The following is a 24,697-nucleotide window of genomic DNA, read 5'->3' on the forward strand; positions in this document are numbered from 1 at the left end:
CTCCCACCACGCCGGGTTTGTGCGTAAAATGGCCGCCTTTTCGACATACCGCGCGGATTTCAAGGGCTATGGGCACTCTTTCGGTCAATCAGAACAAACTGCAGAAACGCCTCCGTCGGCAGGCGGGCGAGGCGGTCGCCGACTTCAACATGATCGAGGATGGTGACAAGGTGATGGTCTGCCTGTCGGGTGGCAAGGACAGCTACACCATGCTCGACGTTCTGATGCACCTGCAGAAAGTGGCGCCAATCAAGTTCGACATCGTCGCCGTGAACATGGACCAGAAGCAGCCCGGCTTTCCCGAGCACGTGCTGCCCGCCTATCTGAAAGAGCTGGGCGTGGAGTACCACATCGTCGAGAAGGACACCTACTCGGTGGTCAAGGAGCTGGTGCCGGAAGGCAAGACCACCTGCTCGCTGTGCTCGCGTCTGCGTCGCGGCACGCTGTATACCTTCGCCGACGAAATCGGTGCGACCAAGATGGCCCTGGGGCACCATCGCGACGATATCGTCGAAACCTTCTTCCTCAACATGTTCTACAACGGTTCGCTCAAGGCCATGCCGCCCAAGCTGCTGGCCGACGATGGTCGCAACGTGGTGATCCGGCCACTGGCGTACTGCAGTGAAAAGGACATCCAGGCCTATTCGGACCTCAAGCAATTCCCGATCATCCCGTGCAACCTCTGTGGCTCCCAGGAGAACCTGCAGCGCCAGGTGGTCAAGGAAATGCTGCTGGAGTGGGAGCGCAAGAATCCGGGGCGTACCGAGAGCATCTTCCGTGGCCTGCAGAACGTCATCCCGTCGCAACTGGCCGACCGCAACCTGTTCGACTTCACCAGCCTGCGTATCGATGAAACGGCGGCTTCGCGTTTCGTCAATGTCGTGAACCTGTAAGGGCAGCGACATGCGCGACTACAAGTGGCTGCACGAGTATTGCCTGAACCGCTTCGGTTCGGCGGCGGTGCTGGAGGCGCATCTGCCGGTGCCCCGCACGCCGGAGCAACTGCGGGCGTTCGGCGATGATCGCTACCTGTCGATGATTGCCCTGCGGGTCTTCCGGGCCGGGCTCAAGCACAGCCTGGTGGATGCCAAGTGGCCGGCCTTCGAGCAGGTGTTCTTCGGTTTCGATCCGCAGAAGGTGGTGCTGATGGGCGCCGAGCACCTGGAGCGGCTGATGCAGGACACGCGGATCATCCGTCACCTGGGCAAGCTCAAGAGCGTGCCGCGCAACGCGCAGATGGTGCTGGACGTGGCGAAGGAGAAGGGCAGTTTCGGCCAACTGATCGCCGACTGGCCGGTGACCGAAATCACCGCTCTGTGGAAGTACCTGGCCAAGCATGGGCATCAGCTCGGTGGTTTGTCGGCACCGCGTCTATTGCGCATGGTCGGCAAGGACACTTTCGTCCCGAGCGATGACGTGGTAGCGGCGCTCAACGCCCAGGACATCATCGACAAGGTGCCGACCAGCCTGCGCGATCTGGCGATCGTTCAGGACGCTTTCAACCAGTGGCATGCCGAGAGCGGTCGGCCGATGTGCCAGCTATCGATGATGCTGGCGTTCACCGTCAACCACTGATTCTCGACGCTCAGGCGGTTTGCGCCTGGCCTTCACCGGCCAGGCGCCGATTCAACTGATGACGCCAGCGCACATAGAGCATTGCGCTGCAGAACACCGCCAGGCTCGCGGCTATCTCTAGTACACCGAACACCTGCCGATTCGGGTCGAAGGCTGCCAATGCGCCCTTGATGAAGTACAGGTTCACCACATAGCAGGTGAACGAGTGACCGCGCGGGCTCCCCTTCAGCATCCCGGGCACCAACGGCAGCAGGGGCACCAGTTCGATCAGCAGGATCACCCAGGGGCGGGCCCCGTGCAGGTCGGCGAATATCAGGTAGTACGCGCAAAGCAGGCCGATCAGGCCGAAAAAGCACGCCAGGGCCAGCCAGCGGCTGAAGGTGACGCGCGGCTCCAGCCACTCCTGACTGGGCAGCACCTTGGGCTTCCTAGCCACGGCCTTTCTCCAATTGCAGTGCGGTGCTCGCCAGGCGCTGGCCGAGGGCGCGGCACAGGGCGATTTCATGTTCGTCCAGCGGGCGTTTGCCATCGCTGCCGGTGTGGTGGCTGGCGCCGTAGGGCGTGCCGCCGCCACGGGTGTCGAGCAGCGCCGATTCGCTGTAGGGCAGGCCGGTGACCAGCATGCCGTGGTGCAGCAGCGGCAGCAGCATCGACAGCAGGGTGCTTTCCTGACCGCCATGCAGGCTGGACGTCGAGGTGAACACCGCACCCGGCTTGCCGACCAGGGCGCCGGTCAGCCACAGGTTGCTGGTGCCATCGATAAAATACTTCAGTGGCGCCGCCATGTTGCCGAAACGGGTCGGACTGCCCAGGGCCAGGGCCGAGCAGTGCTTCAGGTCGTCGAGGCTGGCATACAGCGCACCTTCTTCGGGGATGGCCGGCGCGACGGCTTCGCACTCGCTGGAGATCGCCGGAACGGTGCGCAGGCGTGCCTCCAGGCCGGCCTGCTCGACGCCCCGGGCAATCTGCCGGGCCATTTCGCGAGTGGAACCGTTGCGGCTGTAGAACAACACCAGAACGTACGGTTCGCTCACGGCAGGATCTCCAGGATTTTTTCCGGCGGACGACCGATGATCGCCTTGTCACCGGCTACCAGAATCGGTCGTTCCATGAGTTTCGGGTGAGCGGCGATGGCATCGATCAGTTGCTCTTCGCTGAGTTGGCTGTCGGCCAGGTTCAGGCTCTGATATTCGTCTTCACCACTGCGCAGCAGTTGCCGGGCGCCGATCTCGAGCTTGTTCAGCAGGGTGCGTAATTGAACCGCGTCGAGCGGGGTATCCAGATAACGCACCACGGTCGGGGCAAGGCCACGGGCTTCGAGCAGTTCCAGCGCAGCACGGGATTTCGAGCAGCGCGGATTGTGATAAAGCGTCAGGTCGGTCATATGCGGGTCGCATCTTGCGTAAGGTGGCGGGTATTCTACCCGTCTGGCGAGCGCTCCTGAACCGTACGAGGTAAATGGTCGCAGTCGATGACTCATTTGATGGGGGATAGCACATGGCAAGGCGATTGGCAGCCTTACTGGCGATGATGGGCGCGCTGCTGCTCAGCGGTTGCGGCAACGATTATGGGGTTGACCAGCACGGGCAGAAGGTGGCGGCCGAGCGACTGGACAAGCACTGGAAAGTGGTCAACTACTGGGCGGAGTGGTGTGGTCCGTGCCGCACCGAGATTCCCGAACTCAACGCGTTGTCCGAACAGCTCAAGGAGCAGTCGGTGGGGGTGTTCGGGGTCAATTTCGACGGTTTGCAGGGCGATGATCTGGCCAAGGCCGCCGAGGCGCTGGGGATCAGGTTCACGGTGCTGGCGCAGGACCCTGCGGAGCTGTTCGAGCTGCCGCGTAGCGAGGCGTTGCCGGTGACCTACATCATCGACGACAAGGGCAAGGTCCGCGAGCAACTGATGGGCGAGCAGACCGCAGCCGGTGTGCTGGCGAAACTCAAGGCCCTCAAGGGCTGAGTGTTGCGTTGAGCAGGCTCACGGCACCTTGGGGGAAGGCGCCGTGGGCCGCTGTCACCGTCAGCCTTCTTCCGACCACAAGCGCAGCGGTTGACCCTCTGCCGGCCAGAAACGTACCTGCTCGACCGCAGAGATATCCCAGCGCTGGACGTTTTCCAGTGCCTGCAGGAAGCGTTTCTCCTGCTCCATCAGCGCCGGGGCGCAGAGCTTGCGGGTACTGCCGACCTTGCCGAAGCTGAGGGTGTCGCCGTCCAGGGTGTAGGGCGCGAACCAGTGGTTGCAACCGCCATTGCCATACGCCCGGCCGTCATGACCCAGGGTGACGGTCAGGTGGCTGTTGTCGATTAAAGGACGCTCGCCGATCCACTCCAGCACATAGCTGTGATCCTGCTGCAGTTGCACACGGTCGCCAGCACAGCCCAGCAGGCTGATGGCCAGCATTCCCAGAATCACCGCTTTTTTCATGCTGCTGCCTCCTGGCATTTCGGGCAGAGATGTTTCTCGCCCTGTGTGGTCCAGCCCAGTTCGGCAATACGCGCCGTGGCAGCGGGTTTCTGGGCCGGAGTACCGAGCTTGGCATCCACGGCGAATTCGAAGTCCAGTTGCTTGGCGCAGCTGTCGCAGTTGACCTGCCACTGGTGAATCGCCAGTTCGCCAAATACCGGCCCGCGGGCCATGGCGGTCCACTGGCCCGGTGGGTTGATCAGATGACGTACGGTCTCGACGGTCAGGCGCATGGACAGGTCCTTGCTGCCCTTGAGGGTGACCAGCAGCACGTCGTCGATGCGGATCGAGCCACCGTTGCCGGTGACCTGGTAGCGACCCGGCACCAGGGCGCGGCATTCGGTCAGGGTGTGTTGCGGGTTCATCAGGTTGTAGCGGAAATCGTGTTCGACCATGGATCCTCCAAATATGGCCGATATGCTAGCACGCAGAGGACTGATCGATAGCTGCCGCATGTAACCTTCGATCCGGTTGGTCGGGCTTTTGCGTCCGATCAGCCTTCCACCAGGTTCTGCGGCCGACCGGCTCGCCAGGCGGTGATGTTGTCCAGGGTCGTCGTGGCGATCGCCGCCAGAGCCTCTTGAGTCAGGAACGCCTGGTGCGCAGTGACGATCACGTTGGGAAAGGTCAGCAGTCGCGCCAGGACGTCATCCTGCAACGGCAGGTCGGAGCGGTCCTCGAAAAACAGTTGCGCTTCTTCCTCATACACATCCAGCCCGAGGTAACCGAGCTGGCCGTCCTTGAGTGCATCGATCAGTGCCGGGGTATCGACCAGGCCGCCGCGTCCGGTATTGATCAGCATGGCGCCAGGCTGCAAGTGGGCCAGCGTGTCGCGGTTGATCAGGTGGCGTGTATCGCTGTTCAGTGGGCAATGCAGGCTGATGATCCTCGCTTGGGCGAGCAGTTCCGGCAGTTCCAGATAGCGCGCGCCGAGAGCCAGCACCTCTGGATTGGGGTAGGGATCGTAGGCAAGCAACTGGCAGCCGAAACCGGCCATGATCCGGGCGAAGGTCGCACCGATCTGCCCGGTGCCGACCACGCCGACGGTCTTGCCGAACAGGTCGAATCCGGTCAGCCCGTGCAGGCTGAAATCGCCCTCGCGGGTGCGGTTGTAGGCGCGGTGCAGGCGGCGGTTGAGGGCCTGGATCAGGGCTACCGCGTGTTCGGCTACGGCATGCGGCGAATAGGCGGGTACGCGCACCGCGCTCAGTCCCAGGCGCCGGGCGGCGTTCAGGTCGACGTGGTTGTAACCGGCCGAGCGCAGGGCGATCAGGCGCGTGCCGCCGGCGGCCAGTTGTTCCAGTACCGGGGCGCTCAGGTCATCATTGATGAAGGCACAGACCACCTCGTGTTGCTCGGCCAGGGCGGCGGTATCCAGGCTCAGGCGAGCGGGCTGGAAGTGCAGTTCGAGGTCGGCGTGCGGGGTGATGGCGAGGAAACTGTCGCGGTCGTAGGTCTGGCTGCTGAAGAGTATGCCACGCATGTGAGGTCTTCCGTGTGAGACTGACCGGCAGCTTAGCGCCGGTCTCCTGGGCGGGTATTGTCGTGGATCAGGCGCTGACCCGGGCTTCGATGGCAAGGCGGGCAATCGCCATGTCCAACTGGTCAAGGGCCTGGTGGGCGTTGGCGTCGTCCTGCTTGAGCAGCGTCTCGCTGCGCTGGCAGGCCGCGCGCAATTGCGGAACGCCACAGTAACGGGTGGCGCCGTGCAGGCGGTGGACTCGTTCGATCAGGCCATTGTTGTCATGGGCTTCGCGCGCCGAGCGGATCGCCTCACGATCGGCGTCGAGCGAGGCCAGCAGCATTGCCAGCATGTCGGCAGCCAGGTCGGCCTTGCCGGCGGCCAGGCGCAGGCCTTCTTCCGGGTCGAGTACCAGCAGCTCGGTGGTGGTGTTGCTGGTCTCGGCGCCGCGCTCCTGGCTCTGGTTGCGCAGTGCCAGGCCGGTCCATTTCAGTACCACCTGAGCCAATTGGCGTTCGCTGATGGGTTTGGTCAGGTAGTCGTCCATACCGCTTTGCAGCAGGGCACGCTTTTCGTTGGCCATGGCGTGGGCGGTCAGGGCGACGATGGGCAGCGCGGCGCTTTGCCGTTCGTTTTCCCACTGGCGAATCGCTTCGGTGGCCTGGCGGCCATCCATGCCAGGCATCTGCACATCCATCAGTATCAGGTCGAAATTGGTCTGCTGCACCGCTTCGATCGCCGCGTAGCCGCTGTCCAACGCCATGACATCGGCGCCCATGTCTTCGAGCAGGGTCTGGACCAGCAGCAGGTTGGCCGGGTTGTCGTCCACGCAGAGTACCCGTGGGGCCCTGCTGCCCAGGGGTTCGCTGGGCTCCTGTCGGACCGGACGCGGGGCGATCAGGTCCGACAGCGCCCGCCGTAGCTTGCGCGTGCAGGCCGGCTTGGCCTGGAGCTGGTTGTGCGGGTTGGGCACCGAAAGATGGAACAGCGTCTGTTCGGTGGTCGGGCACAGCACCAACACCCGGCAGCCGAGGTGTTCGAGGTCCCAGATATGCTGGTTCAGGCGCTCCGGCGGCATGTCCTGGGCGGTGACACCGAGTACCGCCAGGTCGATGGCCTGTTCGGTCTGGTGGGCGCCGGTCACGCCGTTGGCCAGCCCGGGCAGGCTGTTGAACGGAATCACCTCGAGGCCGCAGTCTTCCAGTTGGTGCTGCAGGGCCTGACGTGCCAGTTCGTGGTTTTCCAGCACGGCGACGCGCCGACCGAGCAGCGGCGCGGCGGGCAAGTCCTCGATGTCATCGCGGGTCTTGGGCAGGCTCAGGCTGATCCAGAATTCGGAGCCTTCGCCCGGCGTGCTGTCGACGCCGATCTCGCCACCCATCTGCTCGATCAGGCGTTTGGAAATCACCAGGCCCAGGCCGGTGCCGCCCGGTTGCCGGGACAACGAGTTGTCGGCCTGGCTGAAGGCCTGGAACAGCGCCCGTACATCCTGGCTCGACAGGCCGATACCGGTGTCCTGCACGCTGATGCGCAGTTGCACACTGTCTTCATGCTCTTCCTCGAGCATGGCCCGCGCGACGATGGTGCCTTCGCGGGTGAACTTGATCGCGTTGCTCACCAGGTTGGTGAGGATCTGCTTGAGCCGCAACGGATCGCCGATCAGCGACAGCGGGGTGTCGCGATAGACCAGGCTGACCAGTTCCAACTGCTTGGCGTGGGCCGCCGGGGCGAGGATGGTCAGGGTGTCCTGCAGCAGGTCACGCAGGTTGAACGGAATGCTGTCGAGCACCAGCTTGCCGGCCTCGATCTTCGAGAAGTCGAGGATCTCGTTGATGATGCCCAGCAGGCTGTCGGCGGATTTTTCGATGGTGCCCAGGTAATCCAGCTGGCGCGGGGTCAGTTCGCTTTTCTGCAGCAGATGGGTGAAACCGAGGATGCCATTGAGCGGCGTGCGGATCTCGTGGTTCATGTTGGCGAGGAATTCGGATTTGATCCGGCTGGCTTCCAGGGCTTCCTTGCGCGCCAGGTCCAGCTCGATGTTCTGGATCTCGATGGTTTCCAGGTTCTGGCGGACGTCTTCGGTGGCCTGGTCGATACTGTGCTGCAGCTCTTCCTGGGCATTCTGCAGGGTTTCGGCCATACGGTTGATGCCCGAGGCCAACTGATCCAGTTCCTGGCTGCCGAGCGGCGGCAGGCGGGTTTCCAGGTTACCGTCCTTGAGCTGGGCCACGGCCTGCTTGATCTTGCTGATCGGGGTGTTGATGGTGCGGCTCATGCGCAGCGCCAGCAGCGCGGTACCGAGCAGACCGGTGGCGATCAGCAGCAGGCTGGCGAACAGGCTGCGGTAGCCGCGTAGCAGCATGCCGTTGTGGGACAGTTCCAGTTCGACCCAGCCGAGCAGCCGGTCGGCCTCGTCAGGGACCGGCTCGCCGGCCATATTGCGGTGCCGACCGAACACCGGCAGCAGGTAGCGTGTCGCGTCGTTGCCGCTGCGTTGCAGCATGTGGCTGCTGTTGCCGGTGGGCGGCTGGTTGAGCATGCTGGGGCCGGCATGGGCCAGTTGCTCGCGGTTGGCGCCGAGGAACGATACGGCGCGTACGTCGGTCTGCTCCAGGGCCTGGGTGGCGACGCGTTCCAGTTGATCGCTGTCATTGCGACTCAGCGCCGGGGCCACCAGCGGTGCTAATTGCTCGGCGATCATTTCCCCACGCTGCAGTAACTGGCTTTGCAGTTCCGATTGCTGCAACCAGGTGAAATACCCGCCCAGCACCAGGGCCATCAGCGTGGTTGGCAGCAGGGTGAGCAGTAGGACACGGCCTTTGATGCCCAGGTTTTTAAGCACGCATACTCTCCATCAGATACGGCGTTTGGCAGACACGGCGATCTTCTATTCCTGGCGTGCGCTTCCTGCGCTCGCTCCACCTGCGCAGTTTAGCCATATGAGGTGGGGGAAATCTCGCAAAGTTGGTGGCGTTGCCAGCGACCCGGACAGGTCCCGGGCAATCGGGCTCTGTCGGTCGCTTATAGCGATAAGCCATAAGCACCGCACTTTGCGTGATATGGGCCGCAGACGTTTGCCGGTATGATAGGCGCCCCCCGCAGTCTGGATTGTGAATACGCCATGACCTTGCAGTACCCCACGATCGCCGATTGCATCGGCAACACGCCTCTGGTTCGCCTGCAACGCTTGCCTGGAGCGACCAGCAACACCCTGCTGCTCAAGCTTGAAGGGAACAACCCTGCGGGCTCTGTGAAGGACCGCCCGGCACTGTCGATGATCACCCGCGCCGAATTGCGTGGGCAGATCCAGGCCGGCGACACGCTGATCGAAGCGACCTCGGGCAACACCGGGATCGCCCTGGCCATGGCTGCGGCGATCAAGGGTTACAAGATGGTCCTGATCATGCCCGACAACTCCACTGCCGAGCGCAAGGCGGCGATGACCGCCTATGGTGCCGAACTGATTCTGGTCAGCCGCGAGGAGGGCATGGAGGGGGCTCGTGACCTGGCCGAGCGGATGCAGGCCGAAGGCCGCGGCAAGGTCCTCGACCAGTTTGCCAACGGCGACAACCCCGAGGCGCATTACACCAGTACCGGTCCGGAAATCTGGCGACAGACCCAGGGCACCGTTACCCATTTCGTCAGTTCCATGGGCACCACCGGGACCATCATGGGCGTATCACGCTATCTGAAGGAGCAGAATCCCGATGTGCAGATCGTTGGTCTGCAACCGATGGAAGGCGCGACCATCCCGGGTATCCGCCGCTGGCCCCATGAATACCTGCCAAGGATTTTCCAGTCCGAGCGGGTCGACCGCATCGTCGACATGGGCCAGGAGGAGGCGGAAGACGTGATGCGCCGCCTGGCTCGTGAGGAAGGCGTTTTCTGTGGTGTGTCCTCCGGTGGCGCGGTGGCAGCGATGTTGCGCCTGTCGCGTGAGGTCGAGAATGCGGTAATGGTCGCGATCATCTGTGATCGTGGCGACCGCTACCTGTCGACCGGCATCTACGACTCTCCCAACTGATGGCCAGACAGCATAAAGGCCTGCGCTTTCAGCCCAGTGGCGGCAGCCGGGCACCACAAGTGCCGGTGGGCAAGAAGCAGCGTCTGACCATCGAGCGCCTGTCCAACGACGGTCGCGGGATCGCCTTCAGCGAAGGTCGTACCTGGTTCGTCGCTGGCGCCCTGGCCGGTGAGGAAGTCGATGCGCGCGTACTGGGTGCCCATGGCAAGGTGGTCGAGGCCCGTAGCGAACGGGTGCTGCTCGCCAGCGACCTGCGCCGCCCGGCGCCTTGTGCCCATGCCGGGCGCTGCGGGGGTTGCAGCATCCAGCATATGCCTCACACCGATCAACTCGCGTTGAAGCAGCGCATGCTCGCCGAGCAATTGTCGCGGGTTGGTGGTGTCGAGCCCGAAGAGTGGGCGGCGCCCCTGACCGGTCCCGAGTTTGGCTATCGTCGACGGGCTCGGGTGGCGGTGCGTTGGGACGCCAAGGCAAAGACGCTGGAGGTCGGCTTTCGTGCGGCGGCCAGTCAGGACATCGTCGGCATCGATGACTGCCCGGTGCTGGTCCCGTCCCTGCAACCGATCATGAACGGTTTGCCGGCGATGCTCCGGCGTCTGGGCAAACCCCAGTCGCTGGGGCATGTCGAGTTGTTCAGCGGCTCGGCCGTGGCCGTCTTGCTGCGTCATATGGCCCCGTTGTCGGCAGATGACCTGCAGATCCTGCGCAGCTTCTGCGAGCAGCATGGCGCGCAGCTCTGGCTCCAGGGTGAAGACGGTCCACAGCCGGTGGATGCCACGCAGTCGCTGGGCTATCAGCTGGAACAGTGGAACCTTGAACTGGCCTATCGGCCAGGTGACTTCGTCCAAGTCAATGCCGGGGTCAACGAGGCGATGGTGGCCCAGGCCCTGGATTGGCTCCAGCCTGCCGCCGATGAGCGGGTGCTTGATCTGTTTTGCGGCCTGGGCAATTTCGCCTTGCCACTGGCTCGCCAGGTACGCGAGGTGGTCGCGGTGGAAGGCGTGCAGACCATGGTCGAGCGGGCTGCCGCGAATGCCGCCGAGAACAATCTGCATAACGCGAGCTTTTTTCAGGCCGATTTATCCCAGCCACTGAACGATGCCGGTTGGGCCAAAGCAGGCTTTTCTGCTGTACTCTTGGACCCACCACGTGATGGTGCTTTCGATATGGTCGGCAAGCTGGCCGGATTGGGTGCCAGGCGTCTGGTGTACGTGTCATGCAACCCCGCGACTCTGGCGCGTGACACGGTCGAATTGATCAAGCAGGGCTACCGGTTAAAACGTGCCGGGATCCTCGATATGTTTCCGCAAACCGCGCATGTCGAGGCCATGGCGTTATTTGAAGCGAGCCAGGATGCTCGTCTAGTCTGACTGGCCGCCCCGTATTCCGACCAGCCTTGCCGGAGTGCAGGGGACGATAGACGGCCAGCGATTCTGACGCATTGAATCTGCGTCGTAGGGAAGGTAAGCAAGATGGTACAGGTGAGAGCGCACCAGCCGATCAACACCGACGGCAGTATCAATCTCGAGGCATGGCTCGACCACACGGTGAGCGTCGATCCGGCGCTGGACCGTGAAGCATTGAAGCAAGCCTGCGAATACGCACTGCTGGCCGAACAACAGACCCTGCCGACCCGTGACACGTGGCCGGAAGGGGGAAGTTTCAGTACCGGGCTCGAGATCGCCGATATCCTCGCCGACCTCAAGCTCGACCAGGATTCCCTGGTCGCCGCCGTGTTGTACCGTGGCGTGCGCCAGGGGCAGGTCCAACTGCAGGCGGTCAGCCAGAAATTCGGCCCGGTGGTGGCCAAGCTGATCGACGGCGTGCAGCGCATGGCGGCGATCAGTGCCAGTCTCAGCCCGCGCCAGTCCCAGGTGATGGGGTCGCAGGTGCAGGTGGAAAACCTGCGCAAGATGCTCGTGGCGATGGTCGACGATGTACGTGTCGCGTTGATCAAGCTGGCCGAGCGTACCTGCGCGATCCGTGCGGTGAAGAACGCCGACGAGGAGAAGCGCAACCGCGTGGCTCGCGAGGTGTTCGACATTTACGCGCCGCTGGCCCATCGCCTTGGCATCGGTCACATCAAGTGGGAGCTGGAGGACCTGTCCTTCCGCTACCTGGAGCCCGATCAGTACAAGCAGATCGCCAAGCTGTTGCATGAGCGGCGGCTGGATCGCGAGCGTTTCATCAGCGAAGTGATGTGCCAGCTGGAGAACGAACTGCTGGCCACCGGGGTCAAGGCCGATATCAGCGGCCGGGCCAAGCACATCTACTCGATCTGGCGCAAAATGCAGCGCAAGGGCCTGGAATTCAGCCAGATCTACGACGTGCGTGCCGTGCGTGTGCTGGTGCCGGAAATGCGCGACTGCTACACCGCGCTGGGGATCGTCCACACCCTGTGGCGGCATATTCCCAAGGAGTTCGACGACTACATCGCCAACCCCAAGGAAAACGGCTACCGCTCGTTGCACACCGCGGTGATCGGGCCGGAAGGCAAGGTGCTGGAAGTACAGATCCGCACCCACGCCATGCACGAGGAGGCTGAACTCGGGGTCTGTGCGCACTGGAAATACAAGGGCACCGACGTCAAGTCCGGTTCCAATCACTACGAAGAGAAAATCTCCTGGTTGCGCCAAGTGCTCGAATGGCACGAGGAACTGGGGGATATCGGTGGCCTGGCGGATCAACTGCGGGTCGATATCGAGCCGGACCGGGTCTACGTGTTCACGCCGGACGGGCATGCGATCGATCTGCCCAAGGGCGCCACGCCGCTCGATTTCGCCTATCGGGTACACACCGAGATCGGTCACAACTGCCGTGGTGCGAAGATCAACGGGCGTATCGTGCCGCTCAATTACAGCCTGCAGACTGGCGAGCAGGTGGAGATCATCACCAGCAAGCACGGTACGCCGAGCCGTGACTGGCTGAACTCGAACCTGGGCTACGTGACCACCTCGCGGGCGCGGGCGAAGATCGTCCACTGGTTCAAGCTGCAGGCCCGTGACCAGAACGTCGCGGCCGGCAGGACCCTGCTCGAGCGCGAGTTGACGCGTCTGGACCTGCCGCAGGTGGACTTCGACAAGCTGGCCGACAAGGCCAACATGAAGACCTCCGAGGACATGTTTGCGGCCCTCGGTGCCGGCGACCTGCGCCTGGCACAACTGGTCAACACCGCACAGCAACTGGTCGAGCCCGAGCGTGGCAACGAGCAGTTGGAGCTGATTCCGCGCAAGTCCGCCGGCTACAAGCCAGGCAAGCGTGGGGACATCCAGATCCAGGGCGTCGGCAACCTGATGACCCAGATGGCCGGCTGCTGCCAGCCGCTGCCTGGGGACGCCATCGTCGGTTACATCACCCAGGGCCGTGGAGTGAGTATTCACCGTCAGGACTGTGCCTCGGTGCTGCAACTGAGTGGACGCGAGCCGGAGCGGATCATCCAGGTCAGTTGGGGCCCGGTGCCGGTCTCGACCTACCCGGTGGATATCATTATCCGCGCCTACGACCGTTCCGGCCTGCTGCGTGACGTGTCCCAGGTACTGCTCAACGAGCGGATCAACGTGCTGGCGGTCAATACCCGCTCGAACAAGGAGGACAACACCGCGTTGATGTCCCTGACCATCGAGATCCCGGGACTGGACGCGCTGGGGCGGTTGCTGGGACGGATTTCCCAGTTACCGAACATCATCGAAACCCGCCGCAACCGAACGACCTGATTGGCAGATGGCCTGTATGTGAAACAGGACCCTTGCAGGAGCGGGCTTGCCCGTGAAGAGGTCCGTGAAGTCGCTAAAGGCTTCGCGGGCCAGCCCGCTCCTGCAACTCACTGTCTCGTCCAACAACCCGAGAACCCTCGATGTACAGCCTTCAAGACCTGTTGCACCTGATGGCCCGGTTGCGCGATCCGCAATATGGTTGCCCCTGGGACATCAAGCAAAGCTACGCCACCATCGTGCCTCACACCCTTGAGGAGGCCTACGAGGTCGCCGACGCCATCGAGCGCGAGGACTTCGAGCACCTGCAGGGTGAATTGGGCGACCTGCTGTTCCAGGTGGTCTATTACAGCCAACTGGCCCGGGAAGAGGGGCGCTTCGAGTTCGATGGCGTGGTTGATGGCATCACCCGCAAGCTGATTCGGCGCCACCCGCATGTTTTCCCTACCGGCGATCTCTATGCGTCGATGGATCAGCCACGCCTGAGTGAAGAGCAGGTCAAGCAGCGCTGGGAAGAGATCAAGGCCGAGGAGCGCGCCGAGAATCACCGCGCGCCTGAGCAGCTATCGCTGCTCGATGACGTGCCTGCCGCGTTGCCGGCGCTGTCCCGTGCGGCAAAACTGCAGAAGCGCGCAGCCCAGGTCGGTTTCGACTGGCCGGCGGCGTTACCGGTGGTGGACAAGATCCGCGAAGAGCTCGACGAAGTGCTTGAAGCCATGGCGGACAACGACCCGGCGGCCATGGCCGACGAGATCGGCGACCTGCTGTTCAGCGTGGTCAACCTGGCTCGCCATCTCAAGATCGACCCGGAAAATGCCCTGCGGGGCGCCAATGGTAAATTCGACCGGCGCTTCCGATTTGTCGAACAGGCATTGCGCAATACCCACCGTCCCATGGAAGATTGCACCCTTGAAGAATTGGACGCCTTGTGGGGCGAAGCCAAGCGCCAGGAACAGAATGCACCCAGCTGCGGCTGAGTCGTTGACCCAAGTGAGTAAGCATCATGAGCCTTTCCCTTCGCGACCAGTTGCTCAAGGCAGGTCTGGTCAATCAAAAGCAGGCCAAGCAGGTCAGCAAGGATAAACAGAAACACCAGCGGCTGGTCCACAAGGGCCAGGCCGAGGTTGACGACACCCAGGTGCGCCTGGCCCAGGAAGCGCAGGCCGAGAAGGTCAAGCGCGACCAGGAACTGAACCGTCAGCAGCAGGAAAAGGCCGAAGCCAAGGCTCGAACAGCCCAGGTCAAGCAACTGATCGAGAGTTCGCGCCTGCCCAAGCTGACCACCGAGGACTATTACAACTTCGTCGACGACAAGAAGGTCAAGCGCCTGTCGGTGAACAACCTGATGCGCAACAAGCTCAGCAATGGCTCGTTGGCGATCGTTCATCACGGTGGTGGGTACGAGGTGATCCCACGCGAGGCGGCGCTGAAAATCCAGGAGCGTGCCCCGGAGCGCATCGTCCAGCTCAATGTCCTGAGCGAGACCCAAGTGCCGGATGAGGACGATCCGTACGCGGCCTACCAGATCCCTGACGATCTGATGTGGTAACTCTGGTCTGGTGATAACAACAAACCCCGCTCGAAAGGCGGGGTTTGTGTTTTTGGCGGCACCGGCTGCGTGGGCCGGCGCCAGCGTTTGAACGAGGGCTTCAGGAGTGTTGTGGCTGGCGCTTCATTTCGAGGTTTTCCAGTTCGCTCTTGTATTGTTGAGCGTCGGCCTCGTTGTGAAACATGCCTACCAGCAGGTCCTGTTGATGGACATCCCAGATCCGGATGCCGGCGGCCAGGCCTTCATGGGACATGTGTGCATCATCGCGTTCGGTCACTTTTACAGTCATCTGCAAGCTCCAGTCTCTGTTGAACTGCGGCAACGCGTCGCAGGCCTCTGTTATATGACTCATTAGCTTCCTACGTAAATTGTTGGGAAATGAAATTAACCTTTACAGAATCTGCATTAATCTGCCGAGGCCCGGATTTACTGGCTTTTACGTTTCAAGTCAGTGGTTTCCTGACAAAAGTTTCATGTTCTGTCAGCGGGAGACGCGGGCTAGAGCAGCGAAATCGCATTCGATGACGGAGATTCATCAGGTAAAGGCAAACCGTCCCGGCGGTTATTTGAGCTTCCATTTTTACAACTTTTTGTGCTAAATACCTGCGCCCCAGGAATATTGGGGTGCCCTGAAGTTTCGCGACATTTCCGGCCAGGCGGCCGGATCGATGGAGAAAAACCGTTCGGCATGGAAGCCACAGTCAACGCCTGCATTCACCCGGCAGCATCGAGCTGCCACCTGCACCGTTCATAGCTATCGCTCGGCGAGACGACAGTTGCTGTCTGTGTCGTGAGCGGGGCCTGTGTTTTCCATGTCTTTCGATGTTCTGCCGTCGGCTTGGGCCATACCGGGGTCGATTTTCCCGGGGCGTCGGAAAGAGCGTGGACAGGGAATCCAACCCACACAGGAGTAGAAGCATGAAGCTGTTCAAATCGGTATTTTCGGTAGTTGCCCTGGCTACCTTGACTGCCGGATCGGCATTCGCCGGGCCGCCGGTGTCCGTGAATTTCAAGAACCTCGGTACCGCCGATGCCACCTATACGATCATCACCAGCAATGAAGCCACTACCAGCGTCAATGCGGTGCCAAAGCCGGTGACCACGGTCAAGGCTGGCGGGGCGGACACGTACGTCGTCCAGAGCAACATCAGCCCGCTCGCCAACTACGCCAACCTGCGCTACACCATTGGCAGCAAGACCTGCACCTTCCTGGCCACCTATGTCGCGATGGCGGGTCCATTGGGCTCGACCACGCCTAAATGGAACAACACCGCGACTCCGAGCGGTGGCGCGGTGTGTACGGCTAAAGTGACGTCGACCAATATCTCGACCTATGCCTGGTCGGTCGAATTCACCATGAAGTAAGCTGGTGGCGGAGCCTGCGGGCTCCGCTGTCTTGCCGCCCGTCGTGTGCGGTCAAGTTTCTTGAAGCGGGGCCGATAACGTTTGATAGGCCAAGGTTTCAAGGGTGGCCACTAACAGGGAGGGTTTTATCTTGGTAGGTTCTATCAATTCCAATTCACTGTCCGGCGCCCAGCTCGTCAGTGCTCCGTCCGTACCGGGCGATTCGGTCAAGGCCGGCTCGGCGGCAGCTCCCGCAAGCGCCGGGCAGAAGGATACCAGTCTTCTTTCCCCACTCTCTCGGCAACTGAGCGAGAGTGCTGCCAGTGCCGCAGCCAGGGATGCCAGCCTGAGCAGAAAGGAGTTGGGGGCCAAGGCCACCGAACTGCTCAGCCAGATCAGCGGTGATGGCTATTTCGCCAACAAGGCGGCCAACGATGCCGAAGTGCCCGCCACCGATGATCCCGATTTGCTGGCGCGGGCGCGTAATGCCACGCAGTTCGTCAATGGCAGTGGTCGCAATCCCTTTGCCGGTATGTCGCAGGATCAGCTTTCCCTGATCATCTACGATGACAGTGGCAATTTTACCGCCAACGAGCGGCGCGCGGCCTGGAGCGAGTCTTCCGACCAGGAATATGCCTGGCGCCAGAAAGCCGTGGCCGGTGCAATGGCCGAGTACAACGACACGGGCAAACTGAGCAAGTTCTTCACCTCGGCGCTCGATCACTACAAGGACCTGCCGGCGATCGAACAGGCTCAGTACCCGAACAGCTATGAAGCCAAGCTGCAGGCCTGGATCGCCCTCGATTTCAACTACAAGACCCACACCGTCGAAGGCCAGGGCAGCCCGCAAGAGATACTGGACAAGGTTCTTGCGCTGGACAGCGGGACATTCGACGAGAGCCGTTCAGGCCCTGCGGTCTGAATCCCGCAAACGAAAAGCCCCGCATAAGGCGGGGCTTGTTCATGGCGTTGCGGCGGCTCAGTTGCCCTTGACCGCCTTGCCGTCGACGGTGCCGTCCTGGAGCATGATGTTGTACTCCTTGCCGTCGGTCTCGACCTGGCGCAGGGCGACCAGGATGTAACCCCAGTCCTTGGCGAACCACATCTGCGTGATGCGTTTGCTCTGCGTCGGATCACGCACGCGCTCGACCTTGATTGCGTCGATCGTACCGGCCTTGGTCTGGACCTTTTCCGGGCCGATTACGCGAAAGTCGTAGGTGTCGGTATCGGTGCCTTCGGCAACCCGGTAGCTCATGCTTTTCTTGCCGGCCGCCACGTCACGCTGCAGGGCCAACTGATAGGTGGACTTGTCCAGCATGCCGCTTTCCAGGGGCAGGTTGACCGAGTCCTTGCCTTCGAATCCGGTGACCTTGTTGTTCGCCCAGTCGAAGTCCAGGTTGATTTTCTTGGCCTTGCCCAGTCCGCCACGCTCGAAGGTATAGGTCTGTGGCTGCAGCTTGTCCTTCTCGAGGCGCAGGGTGCTTTCCTCGGTCAGGCTGGCGATCATCATGGAGGCCTTGAAGCTCAGGGTCCAGGTGCCGTTGGCGTTTTTCGTCAGGCTGCGTTCGGCCGAACCGCTCATGGGCAGCTGTTTCCAGTCTGCGGTGTAGCTGGCGGAGAACGGCTGAAGATCCGCTGCCTGCACCATGGGCAGGGCGAGCAGGGTAAGAGCGAAGAGCAAAGCGCGACGCATAAAATCTCCTAGGTTCGAATCGAATGGCCGCTGGCCGCGAGTAATTGGCCGTCCAGCAAGGCACCCTGTTCGCCAAGGGACAAGCGTCCTTCGGCGAACCAGCGTACCGCCAGGGGGTAAATCCTGTGTTCCTGGGTATGAACCCGTTGCGCCAGACTCTGCGCCGAATCACCAGACTCTACCGTAACCACAGCCTGTACGACCAGAGATCCGCCATCGAGTTCCTCGGTGACGAAGTGTACGCTGCAGCCGTGCTCGCTATCGCCGGCGTCCAGAGCCCGCTGGTGAGTGTGCAGGCCCTTGTACTTGGGCAATAGCGAAGGGTGGATATTGAGCAGGCGTCCCTGATAGTGCCGGACGAATTCCGCGCTGAGAATGCGCATGAAGCCGGCCAGAACCACCAGTTGCGGATTGAAGGCGTCGATCAGTTCGATCAGGGCGGCATCGAAGGCTTCACGGCCTTCGAAGGCCTTGTGATCCAGGGTGCGGGTTTCGATACCCGCGTCCCTGGCACGTTGCAGGCCATAGGCGTCGGTGCGGTTGGAGATCACCGCAGCGATATGGGCCGGGTTGTCCCCGGTCCGTACGTCATCGATCAGGGCCTGCAAGTTGCTGCCGGAGCCCGACAGCAACACCACGACGCTGCAGGTCGGGCTTATCGGCTCGGACATCAGTGAGCCTTGAGGTTTTTCAGCTCGACCTGGGCAGCGCCTTCGGCGGCCACGGCGATCTGGCCGATGACCCATGGCTGTTCGCCGGCTTCACGGAGGACTTTCAGGGCGCTTTCAACGTGTTCCTGGGCCACGCAGATGACCATGCCGACGCCGCAGTTCAGCACGCGGTGCATTTCGGTTTCGTCGACGTTGCCTTTTTCCTGCAGCCAGTCGAAAACCGCTGGGCGCTGCCAGCTGGCCACGTCGACGACTGCCTGGGCGCCTGCCGGCAGAACGCGCGGGATATTGTCCAGCAGGCCGCCACCGGTGATGTGGGCCATGGCCTTGACCGCGCCGGTGTCCTTGATCAGCTTGAGCAGCGGCTTGACGTAGATGCGGGTCGGCGCCATCAGCAGGTCGCTCAGCGGCTTGCCGTCGAGCTGGGTGTTCTCGATATCGGCACCGGAGACTTCGATGATTTTGCGGATCAGCGAGTAGCCGTTGGAGTGCGGGCCGGAAGAAGGCAGGGCGATCAGTGCGTCGCCGGTGGCTACTTTCGAACCATCGATGATTTCCGATTTTTCCACCACGCCGACGCAGAAACCGGCCAGGTCGTAGTCTTCGCCTTCGTACATGCCTGGCATTTCAGCGGTTTCGCCGCCGACCAGGGAGCAGCCGGACAATTCGCAGCCGGTACCGATGCCGGTGACCACCTGGGCGGCGGTGTCGACATTGAGCTTGCCGGTGGCGTAGTAGTCGAGGAAGAACAGTGGCTCGGCGCCGCAGACCACCAGGTCGTTCACGCACATGGCCACCAGGTCGATGCCGATGCTGTCGTGTTTGTTCAGGTTCAGTGCCAGGCGCAGCTTGGTGCCGACGCCGTCGGTGCCGGAGACCAGAACCGGCTGCTTGTAACCGGCCGGGATCTCGCAGAGGGCGCCGAAACCGCCCAGGCCGCCCATGACTTCCGGACGCGCAGTGCGCTTGGCCACGCCTTTGATGCGTTCGACCAATGCTTCACCGGCGTCGATGTCTACACCGGCGTCCTTGTAGCTCAGGGAGGGTTGCTTGCTCATGATCCAGGCCTATAGGGGGGATTCTTGGGTATCGACCGGGGAAGACGGGACTACCGCAAAGACGAACGCAAGTCGGCTTTTCAGTTGTCCGGCCATTGCCGGTCTGCGAAGGCGCGCGATTTTATCAGGCTTGAGCAGCAGCGGCCATCCTCGGGCCGACGGGCAGGGCGATATCCGCGAAAAAATCCCTCGATGGCGACGCTGGCTGCATCGGGCGCGGCTGTATAAGGTATAGCCTCATCAGCCGCTATCTTTATGACAGCGGAAAAACTTTCGTGATGGTATGAATAATGGCACTGCGCTGTGGTCACACGCCTGTCCCTTTGTATTCATGCGGTCTTTCAAGCCGTTTCTGCCTGTCGGGAATTTTCCATGCGTTTGTTCAAATTACTGAGTGCCGGTTGCCTGTCGTTATTGAGCCTGGCGATCCATGCCGAAACCCTCAACGGTCTGTATCAGGTGCGCGAACCGGTCAGCAGCCAGTCCCCCGATGAGCGCAACCAGGCCACCCAGCGCGCGCTGGAGACTCTGGTGTTGCGTCTGACCGGCGACCCCAAGGCCTTGCAGAGTGCAGGGTTGGCCGAGGTGCGCAAGGATCCGCAGCAGATCATCAGTCAATATGGCTATGACGCCGGACCGCCGGAAAGCCTGCAGGTGGATTTCGATCCCGTCGCGACCGAACGTGCTTTGCGTGGCGCCGGATTGTCGCTATGGGGCAGCAATCGGCCAGCGATTCTCGGCTGGTGGCTGAACGATTCCACCGAAGGATCGAGCCTGGTCGGCGATGGTCAGCCGGCGGCGCAGCCGTTGCGTCGCGCAGCGCAGCATCGCGGCCTGCCATTGCGTCTGCCGTTGGCTGACCTCGAAGAGCAGATTGTCGCCACCGCGAAGAATCTTGAGGGCTCCGATGCCTCGCCGTTGCAGGCGGCGTCCGAGCGTTACGGCGCCGATGCCCTGCTGGCGGTGCATGCCCGTCAGAACGGCGCCCAGTGGGAAGCCAAGTGGCGCCTGTGGCTGGGGGATCAGAAAGAGCAGGGCACGGTACAGGGTGCTGATACGGCAGCGCTGGCCGATGCCGTGCTGCTGGCGGTGAGCGAGCGCCTGGCGCCGCGTTTCGCCGTCAAGCCCGGCGTCGCCACGGAGCAGTTGCTGGAAGTGCAGGGCATGACCCTTGAGCGCTATGCGGCGCTGGAGCGGTTGCTTGAGCCGTTCGGTGGCCGGCCATTGAGTGTGGATGGCGATCGCATCGTCTATCAGGTCAGTGGTAGCGCGCAGCAGTTGCGGGCACAGTTGGGGCTGGCAAAGTTGCAGGAGGTTGCGCCGGATGCGGCGCCCGCACCGGCTCCGGCGGCGGCCAATACGGCGCCGGCTGTAACGCCAGCGACGGCTCCAGCTGCAACCCCGCAGTTGCGCTTCCGTTGGTAACTCAACTTTTTTCTTTCTATATATAAGGCGGGAATCGTCCATGACCGACGTTCGTCGATGGGTTTGGCTGGGTGCGGCGTTTCTGCTGTGTTTGCTGGTGTACTTGTTACACCCGATCTTGTCGCCTTTCCTGGTGGGTATTCTGTTGGCCTACCTGTTCGACCCGTTGGTCGACCGCCTGGAAAAATTCGGTCTGTCGCGGACCTGGGGCGTGGTCACGGTCTTTGCCCTGTTTACCCTGATTCTGATGACCTTGCTGCTGGTGCTGGTGCCGATGCTCGCCAAGCAACTGGTGCGGCTCTATGAGTTGGCGCCGCAGGTGCTCGACTGGGTGCAGCACACCGCGATGCCTTGGGCGCAGCACAAGTTCGGCCTGGCGGACGGCTTCTGGAAGTTCGACAAGGTCAAGGCGGCTATCAGCGAGCATATGGGCCAGACCACCGATATCGTCGGTGTGGTCCTGTCCCAGGCTACCGCCTCGGGCCTGGCGTTGATGGGCTGGCTGGCCAACCTGGTGTTGATCCCGGTGGTCAGCTTCTACCTGTTGCGGGACTGGGACCTGATGATGGCGAAGATCCGCAGCCTGCTGCCGCGCCAACAGGAAGGGCGCATTGTCGCATTGGCCGATGAGTGTCACGGCGTGCTGGGAGCTTTCGTGCGCGGACAGTTGCTGGTGATGCTGGCGCTCGGTGTGATCTATGCTGGCGGCCTGATGCTGGTCGGATTGGAGCTGGGGCTGTTGATCGGCCTGTTGGCGGGCTTGGCGGCCATCGTGCCTTACATGGGCTTCGTGATCGGGATTGGCGCGGCGATCACGGCTGGATTGTTCCAGTTTGGCGGCGAGCTGTATCCGATGATCGGCATCGTTGTGGTCTTCATGGTCGGCCAGGCCCTGGAAGGGATGGTGCTGACGCCCCTGCTGGTGGGGGACCGTATCGGTCTGCATCCGGTTGCGGTGATTTTCGCGATCCTGGCCGGTGGCGAGCTGTTCGGTTTTACCGGTGTGCTGCTGGCGTTGCCGGTGGCTGCGGTGATCATGGTGCTGGTGCGGCATGTTCATGATCTGTACAAGGAATCGGATATGTATGAGGGGCGTGAGGATCCTGAGTTGTAATTCAGTCGTTCGCCGACTCGGTCTATCCTGACAAGACTGTCCGCAAGGTCGATGCCGGGCTTGCGGACACTGTCGCCAGCAAGCCTGCTCCCGACGATGGTGCGCGAGTTTTCCCGAAGCTTTGCTTTGATTAACGCAAACCTTTGATTTTGCTTATGGTCTGCTGCATTGTGCGCCCGGCGTCACGGGTATAAACTTTGCACACTTTATACAGAGGCCACTAACGGTTCCCGGGAACTGTTCAGTCAGCATGAAACCGATTCAGCTGCCCCTAGGTGTGCGTCTACGGGATGACGCTACCTTCATCAACTACTATCCAGGCGCCAATGCCGCTGCACTCGGCTATGTCGAGCGGCTATGCGAAGCCGACGCCGGATGGACCGAAAGCCTGATCTATCTCTGGGGCAAGCACGGCGTGGGGCGTACCCACCTGCTGCAGGCGGCGTGCCTGCGTTTCGAGCAGTTGGGCGAAACGGCGGTCTACCTGCCGCTGGCCGAGTTGATGGATCGTGGCGTCGAACTGCTGGATAACCTCGAGCAGTACGAACTGGTCTGTCTCGACGACCTGCAGGTGGTGGCTGGCCGTGCTGATTGGGAAGAAGCGCTGTTCCATCTGTTCAATCGCTTGCGCGATAGCGGTCGGCGTTTGTTGATTGCCGCCTCTACCTCACCCCGTGAGTTGCCGGTGAAACTGGCTGATCTCAAGTCGCGGCTGACCCTGGCGTTGATTTTCCAGATGCGCCCGCTTTCCGATGAAGACAAACTGCGTGCTTTGCAACTGCGTGCTTCAAGACGTGGGTTGCATCTGACCGATGAAGTAGGACATTTCATCCTGACTCGTGGCACTCGCAGCATGAGCGCATTGTTCGAATTGCTCGAACGTCTTGATCAGGCCTCCTTGCAGGCGCAGCGCAAGCTGACCATCCCCTTCCTGAAGGAAACCCTGGGCTGGTAAAACACCGGCAAAGCCCCCTCTTATCGAGGGCAGCAGGGGATTTTCGCCAAATTCCAGACGTCACGAAACCTACGCTGAAGGCAGTTTTCAGGCGCGTGCGAGACGTTCGGGTATTAAGGCGTTAGATGTTTTCAAGATACAGCCGGGTCACATTTTGCCTCATAAAATTTGCAAATGAGGATGATAGAGGGCATAGTCGCGTCTTCTAAAAAACTCAGCCACGGTCGTGCCCATGCTAAATCGCTTCGCACCCCTCGTGCCTCTCGCACTCGTTACCTTGCTTTTTGGTTGCGCGGCACATACGCCGGTTTCGCAACAGCAGGTAGATAATTCGGTCAAAACCACTTCGGTTTCTGGTGTCAAATCTTCGACCGTACTGGACGATGAGCTGGCCACCGAAAAAGAACTCGCCGAGTTCTCCGACAGCAAGCCTTACCAGTTGCCCGTGCTGGCCGACAGCATTCTTGAGCGTGGTATGTCCCTGATCGGTACCCGTTACCGTTTCGGCGGTACCAATGAGAATTCCGGTTTTGATTGCAGCGGTTTCATCGGTTATCTGTTCCGTGAGGAAGCAGGTCTGGACCTGCCTCGTTCGACGCGTGAGATGATCAATCTGAAAGCGCCACTGGTTGCCCGTAACAAGCTCAAGCCGGGTGATCTGCTGTTCTTCGCTACCAACGGTCGCCGCGGTCGTGTCAGCCACGCCGGCATTTACCTGGGCGATGACCAGTTCATCCACTCCAGCAGCCGTCGTAGTGGCGGTGTGCGGGTCGACAGCCTGGGTGACAGCTACTGGAGCAAGACCTTCATTGAAGCCAAGCGCGCCCTGGCGATGGCTCCTACCACGGTCACAGCCAGCAACAAGTAAAGATTCGGACGTTTAAGTGCCAGCAATCATGGCTGATGTGCGAACTGCTAAGCTTCACGGATAGCAGAATTGTACAAAAAACGTCCGAAGTTAAAGTGATACTTGAAGTTTGGCGCGTAACCGCTAGAATCCTGACTTATTGTTGAGTGCCTGACCGTGCAAGCCTTGCTTGCGCGGTTTTGGTTTCTCCACGCCACGGCAGAGCAAGCCGCATTCAGTCAGGATTTCTGCATATGTCGATCTCGGCCCGCATCGCCCTTGTTGCCCTCACCGCATTGCTCGGTGCCTGTGCCAGCCGTCCGCCGCCCCCTCCGGCGCCGGTGGCTCGTCCCGTGGTGTTCGCCTCACCGCAACCGACCTCGCCAGAAGCTGAAGACGTGTTGTTTCGCGCATTGGGCCTGGTCGGCACGCCGTATCGCTGGGGTGGCAACACACCGGATTCCGGTTTTGATTGCAGCGGTCTGATCGGCTACGTGTATCGCGACATGGCCGGTATCAACCTGCCGCGCTCCACTCGTGAAATGATCGTGATGCGTGCACCGAACGTGCCGCAGGATGCCTTGCAGACCGGCGACCTGATCTTCTTCGCCACCAATGGTGGTTCCCAGGTCAGCCATGCCGGCATCTACGTCGGCGAAGGCCGGTTCGTCCATGCCCCGGCCACCGGCGGTACGGTCAAGCTGGACAGCCTGTCCAAGGCCTACTGGCAGCGCGCCTACCTGAACGCCAAGCGCGTACTGCCGACCGAGCACCTGGCACGCAATCCCTAGTCTGATATCGCGAGCT

General features: G+C 61.6%; 26 protein-coding genes. 15 read left to right on the forward strand and 11 right to left on the reverse strand.

All coding sequences use genetic code 11. The annotated features are described in order from the left end of the window. The first annotated feature begins 68 nt into the window (after nucleotides 1–68). Together ttcA and BLU37_RS14035 are read left to right on the forward strand one after the other, a co-directional pair. A complete protein-coding gene (gene ttcA, locus BLU37_RS14030; RefSeq protein ID WP_010447962.1) occupies nucleotides 69–893 on the forward strand; it encodes a tRNA 2-thiocytidine(32) synthetase TtcA in 825 nt (274 codons plus the stop codon). Nucleotides 894–903: 10 nt separating this feature from the next. Next, nucleotides 904–1,575 carry a DNA-3-methyladenine glycosylase I gene (locus BLU37_RS14035; protein ID WP_090205759.1) on the forward strand — a complete coding sequence of 224 codons (672 nt, stop codon included), beginning with the start codon at nucleotides 904–906 and terminating at the stop codon, nucleotides 1,573–1,575. A 10-nt stretch (nucleotides 1,576–1,585) separates the two neighbouring features. Here BLU37_RS14035 and BLU37_RS14040 read toward each other — a convergent pair whose 3' ends face one another. Genes BLU37_RS14040 through arsC form a run of 3 tightly spaced genes read right to left on the reverse strand, consistent with a single transcriptional unit; the run spans nucleotide 1,586 to nucleotide 2,959 of the window. Beyond that, nucleotides 1,586–2,011, reverse strand: a complete 426-nt coding sequence (locus BLU37_RS14040; RefSeq protein WP_010447966.1) for a DUF2069 domain-containing protein — start codon at nucleotides 2,009–2,011, stop codon at nucleotides 1,586–1,588. After that, nucleotides 2,004–2,609, reverse strand: a complete 606-nt coding sequence (gene wrbA, locus BLU37_RS14045; RefSeq protein WP_010447968.1) for an NAD(P)H:quinone oxidoreductase — start codon at nucleotides 2,607–2,609, stop codon at nucleotides 2,004–2,006. Before wrbA ends, BLU37_RS14040 begins: the two co-directional genes overlap by 8 nt. Continuing rightward, complete coding sequence (gene arsC / locus BLU37_RS14050; protein ID WP_010447970.1) at nucleotides 2,606–2,959, reverse strand: arsenate reductase (glutaredoxin); 354 nt, start codon at nucleotides 2,957–2,959, stop codon at nucleotides 2,606–2,608. The genes wrbA and arsC overlap by 4 nt, the downstream gene beginning before the upstream one ends. 113 nt (nucleotides 2,960–3,072) lie before the next feature. On the opposite strand from arsC, the gene BLU37_RS14055 reads away from it, so the two are divergent. Beyond that, nucleotides 3,073–3,534 (forward strand): TlpA disulfide reductase family protein, encoded by a 462-nt coding sequence (locus BLU37_RS14055; RefSeq protein WP_010447973.1) that lies wholly within the window; start codon nucleotides 3,073–3,075, stop codon nucleotides 3,532–3,534. 60 nt (nucleotides 3,535–3,594) lie between these two features. Here BLU37_RS14055 and BLU37_RS14060 read toward each other — a convergent pair whose 3' ends face one another. From BLU37_RS14060 to BLU37_RS14075, 4 genes are all read right to left on the reverse strand, one after another. Beyond that, nucleotides 3,595–3,999, reverse strand: a complete 405-nt coding sequence (locus BLU37_RS14060; RefSeq protein WP_090205762.1) for an META domain-containing protein — start codon at nucleotides 3,997–3,999, stop codon at nucleotides 3,595–3,597. Then, entirely contained in the window at nucleotides 3,996–4,433 is a 438-nt protein-coding gene (locus tag BLU37_RS14065; protein WP_010447976.1) for a hypothetical protein, read from the reverse strand. Before BLU37_RS14065 ends, BLU37_RS14060 begins: the two co-directional genes overlap by 4 nt. A 98-nt stretch (nucleotides 4,434–4,531) precedes the next feature. Continuing rightward, on the reverse strand, nucleotides 4,532–5,521 hold the full coding sequence (locus BLU37_RS14070; RefSeq protein WP_090205766.1) for a 2-hydroxyacid dehydrogenase: 990 nt from the start codon (nucleotides 5,519–5,521) through the stop codon (nucleotides 4,532–4,534). 67 nt (nucleotides 5,522–5,588) lie between these two features. After that, entirely contained in the window at nucleotides 5,589–8,342 is a 2,754-nt protein-coding gene (locus BLU37_RS14075) for a response regulator (protein WP_090205769.1), read from the reverse strand. A gap of 279 nt (nucleotides 8,343–8,621) precedes the next feature. Between BLU37_RS14075 and cysM the strand changes: the two genes are divergently transcribed. The 5 genes from cysM (at nucleotide 8,622) to BLU37_RS14100 (ending at nucleotide 14,783) form a co-directional block, all read left to right on the forward strand. Beyond that, nucleotides 8,622–9,524 (forward strand): cysteine synthase CysM, encoded by a 903-nt coding sequence (gene cysM, locus BLU37_RS14080; protein ID WP_019360688.1) that lies wholly within the window; start codon nucleotides 8,622–8,624, stop codon nucleotides 9,522–9,524. After that, on the forward strand, nucleotides 9,524–10,894 hold the full coding sequence (rlmD, locus tag BLU37_RS14085; protein WP_090205772.1) for a 23S rRNA (uracil(1939)-C(5))-methyltransferase RlmD: 1,371 nt from the start codon (nucleotides 9,524–9,526) through the stop codon (nucleotides 10,892–10,894). Before cysM ends, rlmD begins: the two co-directional genes overlap by 1 nt. 102 nt (nucleotides 10,895–10,996) lie before the next feature. Beyond that, nucleotides 10,997–13,237, forward strand: a complete 2,241-nt coding sequence (gene relA / locus BLU37_RS14090; RefSeq protein WP_010447986.1) for a GTP diphosphokinase — start codon at nucleotides 10,997–10,999, stop codon at nucleotides 13,235–13,237. A gap of 140 nt (nucleotides 13,238–13,377) precedes the next feature. Next, on the forward strand, nucleotides 13,378–14,211 hold the full coding sequence (mazG, locus tag BLU37_RS14095; protein WP_090205774.1) for a nucleoside triphosphate pyrophosphohydrolase: 834 nt from the start codon (nucleotides 13,378–13,380) through the stop codon (nucleotides 14,209–14,211). A gap of 26 nt (nucleotides 14,212–14,237) precedes the next feature. Further along, the gene (locus BLU37_RS14100; protein WP_010447990.1) at nucleotides 14,238–14,783 is read left to right on the forward strand and encodes a DUF2058 domain-containing protein; all 546 of its coding nucleotides are present in this window, start codon (nucleotides 14,238–14,240) and stop codon (nucleotides 14,781–14,783) included. Between the two features lie 100 nt (nucleotides 14,784–14,883). Here the strand turns inward: BLU37_RS14100 and BLU37_RS14105 are convergent, their stop codons facing one another. Beyond that, nucleotides 14,884–15,072 carry a hypothetical protein gene (locus BLU37_RS14105; RefSeq protein WP_010447991.1) on the reverse strand — a complete coding sequence of 63 codons (189 nt, stop codon included), beginning with the start codon at nucleotides 15,070–15,072 and terminating at the stop codon, nucleotides 14,884–14,886. Between the two features lie 629 nt (nucleotides 15,073–15,701). Here BLU37_RS14105 and BLU37_RS14110 point away from each other — a divergent pair. Both BLU37_RS14110 and BLU37_RS14115 read left to right on the forward strand, forming a co-directional pair. Continuing rightward, the gene (locus tag BLU37_RS14110) at nucleotides 15,702–16,148 is read left to right on the forward strand and encodes a hypothetical protein (RefSeq protein WP_010447993.1); all 447 of its coding nucleotides are present in this window, start codon (nucleotides 15,702–15,704) and stop codon (nucleotides 16,146–16,148) included. Between the two features lie 130 nt (nucleotides 16,149–16,278). Continuing rightward, nucleotides 16,279–17,049 carry a hypothetical protein gene (locus BLU37_RS14115; protein WP_050978713.1) on the forward strand — a complete coding sequence of 257 codons (771 nt, stop codon included), beginning with the start codon at nucleotides 16,279–16,281 and terminating at the stop codon, nucleotides 17,047–17,049. A gap of 57 nt (nucleotides 17,050–17,106) precedes the next feature. Here the strand turns inward: BLU37_RS14115 and BLU37_RS14120 are convergent, their stop codons facing one another. From BLU37_RS14120 to purM, 3 genes are read right to left on the reverse strand one after another with little or no spacing between them, the layout of a single operon-like run. Beyond that, entirely contained in the window at nucleotides 17,107–17,820 is a 714-nt protein-coding gene (locus tag BLU37_RS14120; protein WP_010447997.1) for a DUF3108 domain-containing protein, read from the reverse strand. 8 nt (nucleotides 17,821–17,828) lie between these two features. Beyond that, on the reverse strand, nucleotides 17,829–18,491 hold the full coding sequence (gene purN / locus BLU37_RS14125; protein WP_090205777.1) for a phosphoribosylglycinamide formyltransferase: 663 nt from the start codon (nucleotides 18,489–18,491) through the stop codon (nucleotides 17,829–17,831). After that, complete coding sequence (gene purM, locus BLU37_RS14130) at nucleotides 18,491–19,549, reverse strand: phosphoribosylformylglycinamidine cyclo-ligase (RefSeq protein ID WP_090205780.1); 1,059 nt, start codon at nucleotides 19,547–19,549, stop codon at nucleotides 18,491–18,493. Before purM ends, purN begins: the two co-directional genes overlap by 1 nt. Before the next feature lie 372 nt (nucleotides 19,550–19,921). On the opposite strand from purM, the gene BLU37_RS14135 reads away from it, so the two are divergent. The 5 genes from BLU37_RS14135 (at nucleotide 19,922) to BLU37_RS14155 (ending at nucleotide 24,681) form a co-directional block, all read left to right on the forward strand. Next, complete coding sequence (locus tag BLU37_RS14135; RefSeq protein ID WP_090205782.1) at nucleotides 19,922–20,974, forward strand: DUF2066 domain-containing protein; 1,053 nt, start codon at nucleotides 19,922–19,924, stop codon at nucleotides 20,972–20,974. 40 nt (nucleotides 20,975–21,014) lie between these two features. Continuing rightward, nucleotides 21,015–22,088, forward strand: a complete 1,074-nt coding sequence (locus tag BLU37_RS14140; RefSeq protein WP_010448004.1) for an AI-2E family transporter — start codon at nucleotides 21,015–21,017, stop codon at nucleotides 22,086–22,088. A 250-nt stretch (nucleotides 22,089–22,338) separates the two neighbouring features. Further along, nucleotides 22,339–23,043, forward strand: coding sequence for a DnaA regulatory inactivator Hda (gene hda / locus BLU37_RS14145; protein ID WP_010448006.1), 705 nt, complete (start codon nucleotides 22,339–22,341; stop codon nucleotides 23,041–23,043). 232 nt (nucleotides 23,044–23,275) lie between these two features. Continuing rightward, on the forward strand, nucleotides 23,276–23,911 hold the full coding sequence (locus BLU37_RS14150) for a C40 family peptidase (protein ID WP_026007407.1): 636 nt from the start codon (nucleotides 23,276–23,278) through the stop codon (nucleotides 23,909–23,911). Between the two features lie 233 nt (nucleotides 23,912–24,144). Continuing rightward, nucleotides 24,145–24,681: a C40 family peptidase gene (locus tag BLU37_RS14155; RefSeq protein ID WP_010448009.1), complete on the forward strand. Its 537-nt coding sequence runs from the start codon at nucleotides 24,145–24,147 to the stop codon at nucleotides 24,679–24,681. Nucleotides 24,682–24,697: the final 16 nt, after the last annotated feature.

This window comes from Pseudomonas asplenii, from assembly GCF_900105475.1.
Lineage (GTDB): Bacteria > Pseudomonadota > Gammaproteobacteria > Pseudomonadales > Pseudomonadaceae > Aquipseudomonas > Aquipseudomonas asplenii.

Bases quoted from the DNA above. Each gene is read 5' to 3' on its own strand.
- ttcA (WP_010447962.1), top strand. From the start codon at position 69: ATGGGCACTCTTTCGGTCAATCAGAACAAACTGCAGAAACGCCTCCGT.
- BLU37_RS14035 (WP_090205759.1), top strand. From the start codon at position 904: ATGCGCGACTACAAGTGGCTGCACGAGTATTGCCTGAACCGCTTCGGT.
- arsC (WP_010447970.1), bottom strand. From the start codon at position 2,959: ATGACCGACCTGACGCTTTATCACAATCCGCGCTGCTCGAAATCCCGT.
- BLU37_RS14055 (WP_010447973.1), top strand. From the start codon at position 3,073: ATGGCAAGGCGATTGGCAGCCTTACTGGCGATGATGGGCGCGCTGCTG.
- BLU37_RS14060 (WP_090205762.1), bottom strand. From the start codon at position 3,999: ATGAAAAAAGCGGTGATTCTGGGAATGCTGGCCATCAGCCTGCTGGGC.
- BLU37_RS14065 (WP_010447976.1), bottom strand. From the start codon at position 4,433: ATGGTCGAACACGATTTCCGCTACAACCTGATGAACCCGCAACACACC.
- BLU37_RS14070 (WP_090205766.1), bottom strand. From the start codon at position 5,521: ATGCGTGGCATACTCTTCAGCAGCCAGACCTACGACCGCGACAGTTTC.
- cysM (WP_019360688.1), top strand. From the start codon at position 8,622: ATGACCTTGCAGTACCCCACGATCGCCGATTGCATCGGCAACACGCCT.
- rlmD (WP_090205772.1), top strand. From the start codon at position 9,524: ATGGCCAGACAGCATAAAGGCCTGCGCTTTCAGCCCAGTGGCGGCAGC.
- relA (WP_010447986.1), top strand. From the start codon at position 10,997: ATGGTACAGGTGAGAGCGCACCAGCCGATCAACACCGACGGCAGTATC.
- mazG (WP_090205774.1), top strand. From the start codon at position 13,378: ATGTACAGCCTTCAAGACCTGTTGCACCTGATGGCCCGGTTGCGCGAT.
- BLU37_RS14100 (WP_010447990.1), top strand. From the start codon at position 14,238: ATGAGCCTTTCCCTTCGCGACCAGTTGCTCAAGGCAGGTCTGGTCAAT.
- BLU37_RS14105 (WP_010447991.1), bottom strand. From the start codon at position 15,072: ATGACTGTAAAAGTGACCGAACGCGATGATGCACACATGTCCCATGAA.
- BLU37_RS14110 (WP_010447993.1), top strand. From the start codon at position 15,702: ATGAAGCTGTTCAAATCGGTATTTTCGGTAGTTGCCCTGGCTACCTTG.
- BLU37_RS14120 (WP_010447997.1), bottom strand. From the start codon at position 17,820: ATGCGTCGCGCTTTGCTCTTCGCTCTTACCCTGCTCGCCCTGCCCATG.
- purN (WP_090205777.1), bottom strand. From the start codon at position 18,491: ATGTCCGAGCCGATAAGCCCGACCTGCAGCGTCGTGGTGTTGCTGTCG.
- purM (WP_090205780.1), bottom strand. From the start codon at position 19,549: ATGAGCAAGCAACCCTCCCTGAGCTACAAGGACGCCGGTGTAGACATC.
- BLU37_RS14135 (WP_090205782.1), top strand. From the start codon at position 19,922: ATGCGTTTGTTCAAATTACTGAGTGCCGGTTGCCTGTCGTTATTGAGC.
- BLU37_RS14140 (WP_010448004.1), top strand. From the start codon at position 21,015: ATGACCGACGTTCGTCGATGGGTTTGGCTGGGTGCGGCGTTTCTGCTG.
- hda (WP_010448006.1), top strand. From the start codon at position 22,339: ATGAAACCGATTCAGCTGCCCCTAGGTGTGCGTCTACGGGATGACGCT.
- BLU37_RS14150 (WP_026007407.1), top strand. From the start codon at position 23,276: ATGCTAAATCGCTTCGCACCCCTCGTGCCTCTCGCACTCGTTACCTTG.
- BLU37_RS14155 (WP_010448009.1), top strand. From the start codon at position 24,145: ATGTCGATCTCGGCCCGCATCGCCCTTGTTGCCCTCACCGCATTGCTC.